The following is an 11983-nucleotide window of genomic DNA, read 5'->3' as shown; positions in this document are numbered from 1 at the left end:
ATTTGAAAAAATCATAAAACAAAATGATTAAAGTCCGTAAAAGAACTAAAGTGCTAAGATATTCTTTAAATTTAGAAAGAATCGCAAGTGATATTGTTGCATACTTATTAAATATAGAATCACCAAAAGAGTCATATTCATTCGGAAATAAATCCACAGCTTTATCTTTTAATCAAAAGTTGAATCTATTGATAGATAACGAAACAATTACCAAGGATGAAAAAAAGAAGCTTGAAGCGTTCTTGAATATTCGAAATCAATTTATGCATAACATAGATGCAAATACTTTTACTGAGGCATTCCACAACATAAATGGTCTTGAAAATAGAATGCGAAAATTTTATCCAGAAAATTTCGATGAAAATTTAGAAGATTCTTTAGAAAAGTGTGTTGACAATCTATTTAGAGATGGTATTAGGATTCTAGTATCTGATAAAGGTGGTAGAAAAAGAAAAATGGAAGTGGAAGTTCAAGCAAAATTATATAAAGAGTATTTTAATAAGCAAACCGAATCTATAAGAACCAATTTTAAAAAATTTAAAGAAGCGCTGAATGAATTTAATGAAGACAATATTGACAAAGAAAATTTAATGGAAGTCTTAAAATTAATGGAAATGGAAATTTCGTTTAGTCCTGTATTAGATTTAAAAATTTTTGATTAAAAACTGCATACAACAATGTATAACCGCAATTACGGCGGATTCGACTACGTCCGAATCCACTCGGAATTGCTAACGTCTGTACTTAACCGAAAAAAATAAACTTTAATCCCGTAACTGACGGTTATACGAGACCGTTGCCCACAATATGAAAAAACTAATGACAAGACTAATTTTCGCCTTATTTCTAATTTCATTTAGCAGTATAGCTTTTGCGCAAAGAGGAAAAGCCACTTTAATACTAAAAGACAATACCAGAATTGATGGATTTGGTGAGATTAGTGGAATTTCATCAATTGTTTCAGTGAAATTTAAGAATGATACACTAAAATGGAGAAGTTACAAGTCAAAAGAAATTATCGGAATAGACATATTAGAAAACGATTATTATAGACAGTTTCGCTATAAATATAAGAACAAAAACAAGTTCCCAGAAATATTGGAAATAGTTTCTATTGACAGTTTAAGCCTATATGTGCGAACATATAATGGTAGTGTTTTAACAAACTCATTCGTGAATGAACCTATTAACGGAGTTGATAACCCACAAAAAATTGAGTTAGATAACGGACAAAAAATAAATATAAGTCAGCGACCTCGAAATAGCTACACGGAAATGAACTTTCCTAGATACAGTTATTATGTTGGTTTTGGAGAAAGTGACCAAGTTGAACATTTATACAAAAAGGTTTACCATTTGCAAAAAGTTTCAAAAAATCAATGAAAAAATATTTTAAAAATTGTCCTTCGTTAATTGAAAAAGTAGAAAACAAAGAATTTAAAAATGATGAACTATGGAAAGTTTTGGATTATTACAATCGAAACTGCCTGAATGTAAAATCGGAATAAAATACTGTGGGCAACAATGTATAACCGCAATTACGGCGGATTCGACTACGTCCGAATCCACTCGCAATTGCTAACGTCTGTACTTAACTCAAAAATTAAGTAACTTTAACTCCATAACTGCGGTTATACGAGACCGTTGGGCACAAGCTGAAAATCAAAATGGCGAAAAAAATTGGAATTTTAATTTTAGTGATTTTTATATCGATAATTCTTGCTTCGATTTACGGATTTTTACACAATCAAATTTCTTACTCAATCTCAACTGAATATTTTACTGAATTTAAATTTTTACAATTCGGCGGAGTTAAATTCTCAATCGATTTTCCTCGTTATAGTGCAGGACTAATTGGAATTGCTTCAACTTGGTGGTTTGGACTTATAATCGGACTCATAATTGGAATCGTTGGATTTTTACAACCGACAACAAAAATTATGTGGAAAAGCTCATACGGAGCAATCATTAGGACTTTAGGAATCGCAATCGGAATTGGAATCGTGGGAATTTTGGTTGGAAAGTTCATAATTTCAAACTTAAATGCTAATTGGAATCTTCCAGCGGATTTGACCGACCGAAAAAGTTTTTTAACAGCTGGAACAATGCATAATTTCAGCTATCTTGGTGGAATAATCGGACTGATTTACGGAATAATATATCAACTAAAAATAAAAAAAGCCAGTGCCCAACAATGTATAACCGCAATTACGGCGGATTCGACTACGTCCGAATCCACTCGGAATTGCTAACGTCTGTTCTTAAAACAAAAATTAAGTAACTTTAACTCCATAACTGCGGTTATACGAGACCGTTGTAAAACATTTGAAACTAACAGATTAAAATAAGAATATGGGAATAAAATTTGGAGAAATAGATGCTAATCAAATTCTTGAAAATGAATTTAGACTTGGCGTTATGGAAAGACTTTTAGAAGGAATGTTAAATGCAAATCCTAACCTGAAAAAACCAACGGATTTGGACTTACATAATATAAGAAAAGCTGTTATAGAGGACTTAAAGAAAAAGTATCCAAACTCTGGAATCGAATTTAAAAACAAGTAAGATGGCTGATTTTAAATTAGGAGATACTGGAGGTCTAGTTCAAAGTAAAATTATACCAAAAAAAGTTACATTCTATTTAGTTACGAGCGATAATTTGAATTCTGTGAAAAGTAAAAGTATTTTATCTGATGTTTTTACTTTACTCGCCTCACTAATGTGGGGAGCTTATTTATCTGTGACCATTTCTCAAAAAATTACTTTAGAGCCAATGGAAAAAGAAAAAGTTATTTTGGAAACTTTACAAGATGTATTTCTATATACCGGAATTCTATTTACAATTTTAGCTGTAGTATTTATCATTTGGAATTTTAGTGTTTTAAGTGACATAAAGCGGAACGAATTAAAACTTGAGGAAACAGAAAACGAAGGAAATTAAAAACGTTTTACAACAATGTATAACCGCAATTACGGCGGATTCGACTACGTCCGAATCCACTCGGAATTGCAAAGGTTAGTTTTTAAATGAAAATTTGTAATTTTAAAACCGTAACTGACGGTTATACGAGCCCGTTGTGGCGCATTTGACCAAAAAATCGTACTGAGTTATTTAAATCAATACTTTCAAAAAATGAATTACTCTCTAAATGTCCTGAAAGAAATTGAAATTAAAGCTAATTCCTTCGAAATATGGAATACCATAACTTCGAACAAAAAATTATCAGATTGCTTAAAAATATCTGTTAACTGTGATTTATGGGAAAAAGGACAAACAATTTATTTTAATGGATTTAAAAACGACTTGAAATTTAGTGATAAAGCGAAAATTACGGAATTTCTGCAAAATAAATTATTGACTTATAATTACTTTAAATCTGGTTCTGATGATTTTACCGAGTTAAGTTTTTCAATAAAAAGAAATGGAAAAAATTCTTCCAAACTTATTTTAAGAGGAAAAGGCTTTTTAGATACAGATGACAAAATTCACGCAGAAAAAACTTGGGCTGGAATGTTACAAATATTAAAAACTGAAATTGAAAAAACGCACCACAACAATGGCTATAAGTAATTGCTTGTTCTCGCCTACTTCTGAAAATCCTCTCGGATTTTCAGTTTAGTGTGTACTTGCAAAGTTAATCGCTAAACCACGCAACTACTCATAGCCGAGACCGTTACCCAACATTTGAAAAAAGTATTGAGAAAACGAAAAATCATAGGAATTCACTTTTTGACTTTTGTTACTTTGACAATCGTTTGGTTTTTCTTGGCTGAACCTGTACTACACCAATTTGCTTCGGCTATTCACAACGTGGAAATGTGGCTGAATTTTATAATCTATGGGACAATTGGAATTTTGATTTTGACAATAATATCGTGTCTGATTTTCATTCAAAAATTTAAAAATAAACATTGAAAAAACTGACTTTTAAACATATCTCAATTTTTCTATATGTAGTATCATTGGGTTTACCAATATTTTTCGGAGCTGGAGTTATTGGGATTTTTGGTTTGCTTCTTGGCTTAATTGGAATGTTTGAATTTGATATTTACATTTTTCTTCCTTGGCTTGCGAACATCATTTATTTTTTCAACCTTGTTTTTGAGAAAAAAATCAATAATCTTAAAATCCCAATATCTATTTTGACAATTATTTTCGGACTGTTTACATTCGGAATTTCAAGAATACCTTTAGACGAAGGAGGAGCATATGCAAATGTAAAACCTGGAATCGGATTTGGAATTTGGATATTAAGTTTCACTATATTGTTACTTGGACAATTAAAAAATAAAAACGTTGGGTAACAACGTGTAAAAATAATTGCTTGGTTCTAGCCTACTCGGAAAATCCTGCGGATTTTCCTCTGGTTCGTTCCATTTTTAGTAAGTTAGTTGCTTGCACACGCAACTATCCTTACACAAACCGTTGTAGCACATTTGACTAAAAATCTATGAAAAAGAAAACTATTCTACTCTTATTTTTATTTTTTTCTCTTACATCATACAGTCAAATTGACTCAACCAAAGTTTCATTTGTTGCTTATTGGTCAATTGGTGACGATTATGACTTTAAAATATCAAAAGTCAAAAGAGAATGGAAAAACGATGTGTTAACAAAAAAGGATTCATCACAATACATTGCAAACTTCAAAGTACTTGATTCTACTGAAAATTCATATGATATTAAATGGACATATAAAAACAATATTGTAAGTACATTTCAAGAAAAAGCTGAAAAATTATTTGATGATAAGGAGGCAGTAAATAAAATTCTCAGAAAAAATGATTTTTCGAAAGTAATTTATAAAACAAATGAACTTGGAGAATTTATTGAGATTTTAAATTGGAAAGAATTAGGAGAATCAACAAAGTTATTATTGCAAGAAATGCTTGATAACTTTGAAAAAAAGAATCCCGAAAAAGTAAACGAATTAAGAAATGCAATGAATCCAATTATTGAAATATATAGTTCCAAACAAGGTATCGAGCAACTGGCTATTAACGAACTTCAGTATTTCCACTTTCCATTTGGACTGGAATACGATATTACAGAACCGATTGAATACGAACAAGAACTTCCTAATGTTTTAGGAGGTAAACCAATATTAGCGGATGCTACCCTAACCTTTGAGGAAGTGGATTTTGAAAATAATTTTTGTTCATTAAAAGAACAAACTATCATAAATCCGGATGACACCAAACGAGTCGTTAAAGAATTGTTTTCAAGAATGAAAATCGAAGAATCTAAAGCCAAAGAGACTATCGACAATGCAATTTTTGATATTACAGATTTGAACTATTATCAATATTATTACAATCCTGGAGTTCCACATTATATATATGGAGGTCGGAAATTTATTCTAAAAATGGAACAAACAAATATTGAAAAAATTGAAGAACTTTACATTGAATTGATTTATGATGAATAAAAAAACGTGCTACAACAATGTATAACCGCAATTACGGCGGATTCGACTACGTCCGAATCCACTCGGAATTGCTAACGTCAGTGCTAAACCGAAAAATTAACGCATATTAACCCGTAACTGACTGTTATACGAGACCGTTGTGCGTAAGCTGAAAAAAAATGAGTGACACCTACATAACATTAGTTTCAGAAAAATTAAATTCTGCTGATTCAAAGAAAAAAGCGGAAAAAATAATTGAATTTCTGACTGAACAAAAAATCGTAGAAAAAGATTTGACTGAATGTGTTTTAGGCTCATCAAAAGGATACGCGCCAGCCGAAAATTATGGCAATATTTTAGAGCAATCGGAATTGAATTTGACCGAGCTAAAAATAAATGGAATTGAATTGATTACGGAGAAGCAAGTGTTTGAAAATGGCGGAAATGGACTTGAAGAAATTATTTGTCCGAATTGCGGAGAAAATAACATTGAAAATGACTGGGGAAATTCGTTAGGAAATTGGCACAGTGGAATTGACTCTGACATATTAAAATGCCAAAAATGCGGAATTGAAAAATCAATAACGGAATTTGAATTTAATCCGACTTGGGCTTTTGGTAATTTAGGAATTACCTTTTGGAATTGGACAAAGCTAAACCCAAAGTTCGTGGCTGAATTGGAAAAAATAATCGGAACCGAATTGAAAGTTGTAAATGGAAAAATATAAAAGCCTACGCACAACAATGTATAACCGCAATTACGGCGGATTCGACTACGTCCGAATCCACTCGGAATTGCTAACGCCAGTTCTTAACCGAAAATTATTAACTTTAATCCCGTAACTGACGGTTATACGAGACCGTTGTAACACATTTGAGAAAAACTAAAGACATATTAATTTTCGTATTTGCTATAGTTGTAGTTTCGGCTTTAGCTTATGCGATTTATTTATTCTTTTATGTTCAAAAGAGATACGCTGAAATACCTACCGACACAAAATCAATTTTTACGGAATCGAGATATTTATACGGAATAACATCTAATGACAATCTGAAACTTCGAACGGAATATTTACTCATAAAAACCGTTCGTGATTCGATAATCAAATATGAATATAAAAGTACGACAGATTCGACTCGGAATTTAAGAGTAAGTTACTTGACGACCAAAAATCAAGAAATTCAATTTGACTTAACCGATTACGTAAAGTATAAAAGCAAAACTATTCGGAGTAATTCGAACTCTTAAATTTGGTTTGATATGTACGAAATGAAAGAGCCGATTATTGACGGAATGAGTCCAGTAATGTTTAATAAAGATTATGGAATTTTAGCTATTTCGAATCCACTCGGACCTTCCGCTTTTTTTATGGATAAACAAAATGACAGTTTACAAGTAATGAAAATAAGTGAAAAATTATACTAAAAAACGTGTTACAACAATGTATAACCACAATTACGGCGGATTCGACTACGTCCGAATCCACTCGGAATTGCTAACGTCTGTACTTAACTCAAAAATTAAGTAACTTTAACTCCATAACTGCGGTTATACGAGACCGTTGTACCCAATTTCAGAAATGCAGAAAACAGATGAATATATAGCGAAAAGATTAAAGTGGAAAGCTGGAAAACACAGTCTTCCAACCAAACATTCTTTCTTATTCGAAAGTTTGCCGACTGAAAATCAAAAATATTACTCGGAATTATTTAAATCTCAAAATATTGGAATTCCAGTTTTAGTTTTTACTCAACCGAAAAATGACAAATGGACTATTATGGGAACTCGGAAAATAGTTTGGGGAGAATATGATAAGTTTGAAAGTCTACTGATAAGTAATATTAAAGAAATGCGACCTCAATCCTTTGTTGAAATTAGCGAAACTGGAAAAGCAACAAGAGAACAAATAAAAAAAGGTGAATGGGACGAATTGACTATCACCAATTTGAATTCTGAACAGTTTATTATTCCAGCCTTTAAAGGTTCTGACTTTTTTGCGATGTGGAATATTTTACTAATGAATAAACAATTAAATCGGAAATAAAAACTGGGTACAACAATGTATAACCGCAATTACGGTAAATTCGACTACGTCCGAATCCACTCGCAATTGCTAACGTCTGTACTTAACTCAAAAATTAAGTAACTTTAACTCCATAACTGCGGTTATACGAGACCGTTGTGCCTAATTTGAGAAATGAAAATATTCCCAACCAAAGAACTGAATTTTAAACTAATAGACGAACAAGCTGAAACGCTGAATCGACTGAATAGAAGAACAGAAAAGTCTGAAAATCTGACTTCTCAGATTACTGACAAATCATTTCGCGGAATTATAAACGAAAACGAATTTAAAATTATATCGTCAGCAATTGGAAAAGGAGCATTTTGCGTAATGACTGGAGCAATAGAATCTGACAAAGGAAACGTGAAAGTGGAAATCCATAAAGTTTTTCGGATTTTATTGAGTGTATTTTTATTATTTCCAATAATCGGTCTTATTGCAATGATTTTGACTAAAGCTCAAGAATTCTCACCAATTCTGATTTTAGTAATGATTGGACAAATTTTAGTAATTAGATATGGATGTATTGGACTTGCTTTTAAGTTTTTATCGAGAGAAAGTCTGAATAGATTACGTGATGTACTTGACTTGGAATGGATAAAAAACTAGGCACAACAATGTATAACCGCAATTACGGCGGATTCGACTACGTCCGAATCCACTCGGAATTGCTAACGTCTGTGCTAAACCGAAAAATTTGCGTACTTTAACCCGTAAACTGACGGTTATACGAGAACGTTGGCAACAATATTAAAGCTGAACGAAAAAACGAATGGAAAAGAAATTAAAACAAAGTATTCTGACTTCATATCTGATAGGAGCACCAATTGGAATTTTGACTATAATCGCTACGATTTGGATTCCATTATTGCTAACTGGAGAAGGACTTTTGACAATTGTAATTCTTGGAACATATGGAATTTCAACAATCGGACTTGTGATTGCGTTTCTGATTGCTCTATGGGTTGGTGGAAAATTAGCTTATCAAAACATTAAAAGCGGAAAATCAATACTTCTGACTTCCTTTAAATACTCAACTATTGTGAATTTAATAATCTGGACCACTTTTTGTGTGATTATCGGACTGACTGTTACGGAAGAAAGATTTTTAATGATGATTCCACCGATTATCGCTTTTGTTGTTTGTACAGTTCTGACAACATTTTCAATCGGACTTGTAATTTCATATTTAATTAAACGAATAAATAATAAACCGACTGAATTAAAAAATACTGTTGCCAACAATGTATAACCGCAATTACGGCGGATTCGACTACGTCCGAATCCACTCGGAATTGCTACCGTCTGTGCTAAATCTAAAAATTAAGTAACTTTAACTCCATAACTGCGGTTATACGAAGCCGTTGTGTAACATTTGATAAAGACTATGGCAATACACCTATTTATTGATACTAATGTTTATCTGAAATTCTATCATTTTTCGAATGATGATTTGGAAGAACTGAGTAAACTGATGGTTCTAATGGACAACGACCAATTGGAACTGCATTTACCAGAACAAATCGTAGATGAGTTTAATAGAAATAGAGATACTAAACTTGCGGATGCTTTAAAAACATTTAATCAATCAAAATTAAATCCACAATTTCCAAAGTTTTGTAAAGGCTACAAAGAATATGAAACTTTAAAAAAGTTGATTAAAGATTACGACAGAGAAAAACAATCTCTTCTAAAGAATTTAATGCTAAAAATTGAAACTCATACATTACAAGCAGATAAAATAATTGAGATGCTTTTTCAAAAGGCAAATTATATTCCTACTACATCTAAACTTGTTGAAAAAGGTAGATTGAGATATGATATTGGGAATCCACCTGGAAAAAACAAATCTTATGGTGATGCAATTAATTGGGAATGCTTGTTAGAAAATGTTGAGAACAATAACGATTTATACTTTATTGCAGATGATAAAGACTATTTTTCAGAACTTAACAATACAAATTTCAATACATTTTTAGCAAGAGAATGGAATCGAAAAAAGTTTTCTGAAATAAAATTTTACAAAACGTTATCTGATTTCTTTAAAGATATTTTTCCTGAAATAAAATTAGCGACTGAATTGGAAAAAGATATTCTAATTTCAAAGCTCATTGAAAGTGGAAATTTTTACTCTTCAAGACAACTTCTTCAAAAACTTTCAAAATTTGAATCTTTTTCTACAGAACAAGCAAACCAATACGTTTCTGCAAGTTTAAATAATTCACAGATTTTGTGGATTAGTGAAGACGAAGACATCAACGAATACCTTCACGAATTTGTCGAGAAAAATAAAGATAAAATTAATACGGAATTATTAAAAGAATTTTATCAAACAGTATCGAATTTGAAAGTTCCTGTTCCGCCACCACCATTTTAAAAAAACGTTACACAACAATGGCTATAAGTAATTGCTCGTTCTCGCCTTCTTCTGAAAATCCTCGCCGATTTTCAGTTTGGTGTGTACTTGCAAAGTTAAGTGCTAAACCACGCAACTACTCATAGCCGAAACCGTTGTAAAACATTTTGAAAAACGAATGACAAAACAAATAACATTTATAATTCTGACTTTTTTAAGCATTAATGTTTTCGGACAAACTGCGGACGAATTAAATGAACAATCAAAAAAATTAATTGAACAGCAGAAATTTGAAGAGGCAATCCCGATTTTAAAAAAGTCGGCTGAATTAGGAAATGCTGAAGCGCAATATAATTTAGGTTACTGTTATCGTGCAGGAGCTGGCGTTGAGCAAAATATCGAAAAGGGAATTGAATGGTTTGCCAAATCTGCTGAACAAGGATTTAATGATGGACTTTATCAAATGATGATGGCTTATGGAAATGGAGACGGAGTTGAACAAGATTATAAAAAAGCTTTTGAATTTGGGCTAAAGTGTGCCGAAAACGGAGATGGAACTTGTATGTGGAATGTCATCAACTGCTACTATTCAGGAATGGGAGTTGAAAAAAATATGGACAAAATGTTGGATTGGGCAACTCGACTTGGAAAACTTGAAAACCCAGAGAATTTGACAAAAAGCGGTTACATTACATCAGTTAGATTACAACTTGCCCAAATGTATAGAGATGGTGGAGAATTAGAGAAAGACCTTTTTAAAAGCTACCAATGGTTTCTAATATTCAATGAATTTAAAAGGGACTTTTCTTACATTCAACAACAGCAGATTGTAAAAGAAATACAAGAATTAGAAACTAAACTGACTTCTAACCAAAAAGCAAATGGACAAAAAGAAGCAGAAAAATTATTAGGAAGACCATTGAAAAATATGAAAAACCTTTATAAAGCTGAATTATAAAAAACGTTTTACAACATTGGCTATAAGTAATTGCTTGTTCTCGCCTACTTCTGAAAATCCTGGCGGATTTTCAGTTTGGTGTGTACTTGCAAAGTTAAGTGCTAAACCACGCAACTACTCATAGCCTAGACCGTTGTGCAACATTTGACCAGACATTGAAAACAGACGAAACATATAGACTTTATTTAAGAGATTTAGTATACTTGATTAAAGAACGTCACGCTGAATTAAAATCGAAACTGAATAAGGATGATTTTAAAGCTGGCGAAGAATTCGGTTATTATGCAATTCTCGAACTTATAGAAAACCAATCGTCATCCTTTATGATTGAGCCAGAGGATTTTGGATTTAATGATTTCGAAAAAAATGAGTGAATATTTAAATTCTTTATTAGACGAGCGCAATAGTGAATTATGGAATAATTTAAATACTACTCATAACATAACTTTAGAGCCAAGTTTTGAACCGAATTTCATAACAAACTTTAAAGATGACAACATAACCATTTATGTTTACGAGGATAATTTAAGTCCAGCGGATTTTACACACGAATTATTACACATAAGACTAAAATCAAATGGACTTGATATAGGTAGAGATTTAAATAAGAAAATAGAGGAAAATGAAAAGTTATACTATTTATTTTCAACTGCTTTAAAAGACCATATAAGTAATTGTCTCGAGCACATAAAAATGCTACCAATTTTCATTGATTTGGGATTTAAAAACAGTCAATTCTTGAGCGACTATAAATCAAAGAAAATGTCATCGGGACAAATGCAAGAGATTGCATTAAGATATAGAGAAAATGGAATTTATGACAGAGAAGCTGTTGACTCTTTCATTGGACTATTTTTTGCTATGAAAGCAGATAATAATCGAATGAACAAATACGATATTCTCTATAAGAAACTATCCAAATTAGATAAGAAATTATATAAATTACTTGTCGATTTTTGGGAAGATTGGTTAACGTTCGATTACAATGACAAAAATGATAATTATGATGATATCATCAATTATTTTATTGAGGACTTGAATGATTGGCACGAAAACAAAACAGTAATATAAAAAACGTTGCACAACAATGTATAACCGCAATTACGGCGGATTCGACTGCGTCCGAATCCACTCGGTATTGCTAACGTCTGTGCTTAACCGAAAATCATTAACTTTAAAAACCGTAACTGACGGT

At 31.7% G+C, this 11983-nt stretch carries 17 protein-coding genes; all 17 read left to right on the top strand.

Annotated elements, in window-relative coordinates; genetic code table 11:
• Positions 1-23 precede the first annotated feature (23 nt).
• The 17 genes from INR76_RS06185 to INR76_RS06105 all read left to right on the top strand — a co-directional run bounded on the left by INR76_RS06185 (position 24) and on the right by INR76_RS06105 (position 11859).
• On the top strand, positions 24-662 hold the full coding sequence (locus tag INR76_RS06185; RefSeq protein ID WP_223109789.1) for a hypothetical protein: 639 nt from the start codon (positions 24-26) through the stop codon (positions 660-662).
• 157 nt (positions 663-819) lie between these two features.
• Positions 820-1383, top strand: coding sequence for a hypothetical protein (locus INR76_RS06180; RefSeq protein WP_223109788.1), 564 nt, complete (start codon positions 820-822; stop codon positions 1381-1383).
• Positions 1384-1667: 284 nt separating this feature from the next.
• Entirely contained in the window at positions 1668-2252 is a 585-nt protein-coding gene (locus INR76_RS06175; protein WP_223109787.1) for a hypothetical protein, read from the top strand.
• Positions 2253-2352: 100 nt separating this feature from the next.
• The gene (locus INR76_RS06170) at positions 2353-2565 is read left to right on the top strand and encodes a hypothetical protein (RefSeq protein WP_223109786.1); all 213 of its coding nucleotides are present in this window, start codon (positions 2353-2355) and stop codon (positions 2563-2565) included.
• Position 2566: 1 nt separating this feature from the next.
• The gene (locus INR76_RS06165; RefSeq protein ID WP_223109785.1) at positions 2567-2941 is read left to right on the top strand and encodes a hypothetical protein; all 375 of its coding nucleotides are present in this window, start codon (positions 2567-2569) and stop codon (positions 2939-2941) included.
• A 192-nt stretch (positions 2942-3133) separates the two neighbouring features.
• A complete protein-coding gene (locus tag INR76_RS06160; protein ID WP_116693216.1) occupies positions 3134-3571 on the top strand; it encodes a hypothetical protein in 438 nt (145 codons plus the stop codon).
• 341 nt (positions 3572-3912) lie between these two features.
• Positions 3913-4305, top strand: coding sequence for a hypothetical protein (locus INR76_RS06155; RefSeq protein ID WP_223109784.1), 393 nt, complete (start codon positions 3913-3915; stop codon positions 4303-4305).
• Positions 4306-4451: 146 nt separating this feature from the next.
• Positions 4452-5429 carry a hypothetical protein gene (locus INR76_RS06150; protein ID WP_223109783.1) on the top strand — a complete coding sequence of 326 codons (978 nt, stop codon included), beginning with the start codon at positions 4452-4454 and terminating at the stop codon, positions 5427-5429.
• Between the two features lie 158 nt (positions 5430-5587).
• Complete coding sequence (locus tag INR76_RS06145) at positions 5588-6136, top strand: hypothetical protein (protein ID WP_223109782.1); 549 nt, start codon at positions 5588-5590, stop codon at positions 6134-6136.
• Between the two features lie 542 nt (positions 6137-6678).
• Positions 6679-6834 (top strand): hypothetical protein, encoded by a 156-nt coding sequence (locus INR76_RS06140; RefSeq protein WP_223109725.1) that lies wholly within the window; start codon positions 6679-6681, stop codon positions 6832-6834.
• Between the two features lie 154 nt (positions 6835-6988).
• Entirely contained in the window at positions 6989-7453 is a 465-nt protein-coding gene (locus INR76_RS06135) for a hypothetical protein (protein WP_223109781.1), read from the top strand.
• Between the two features lie 153 nt (positions 7454-7606).
• Positions 7607-8083 carry a hypothetical protein gene (locus INR76_RS06130; protein WP_223109780.1) on the top strand — a complete coding sequence of 159 codons (477 nt, stop codon included), beginning with the start codon at positions 7607-7609 and terminating at the stop codon, positions 8081-8083.
• Positions 8084-8246: 163 nt separating this feature from the next.
• Complete coding sequence (locus INR76_RS06125) at positions 8247-8726, top strand: hypothetical protein (protein WP_223109779.1); 480 nt, start codon at positions 8247-8249, stop codon at positions 8724-8726.
• Between the two features lie 135 nt (positions 8727-8861).
• Positions 8862-9851, top strand: a complete 990-nt coding sequence (locus INR76_RS06120) for a PIN domain-containing protein (RefSeq protein WP_223109778.1) — start codon at positions 8862-8864, stop codon at positions 9849-9851.
• Between the two features lie 157 nt (positions 9852-10008).
• Positions 10009-10788, top strand: coding sequence for a tetratricopeptide repeat protein (locus tag INR76_RS06115; RefSeq protein ID WP_223109777.1), 780 nt, complete (start codon positions 10009-10011; stop codon positions 10786-10788).
• 155 nt (positions 10789-10943) lie between these two features.
• Positions 10944-11162: a hypothetical protein gene (locus INR76_RS06110; protein ID WP_223109776.1), complete on the top strand. Its 219-nt coding sequence runs from the start codon at positions 10944-10946 to the stop codon at positions 11160-11162.
• Entirely contained in the window at positions 11155-11859 is a 705-nt protein-coding gene (locus INR76_RS06105; protein WP_223109775.1) for a hypothetical protein, read from the top strand. The genes INR76_RS06110 and INR76_RS06105 overlap by 8 nt, the downstream gene beginning before the upstream one ends.
• The last annotated feature ends 124 nt before the right edge of the window (positions 11860-11983 follow it).

The sequence above is a fragment of the Marixanthomonas sp. SCSIO 43207 genome, from assembly GCF_019904255.1.
Classification (GTDB): domain Bacteria; phylum Bacteroidota; class Bacteroidia; order Flavobacteriales; family Flavobacteriaceae; genus Marixanthomonas.
This window is presented reverse-complemented; position numbering and strand designations above follow the sequence as displayed.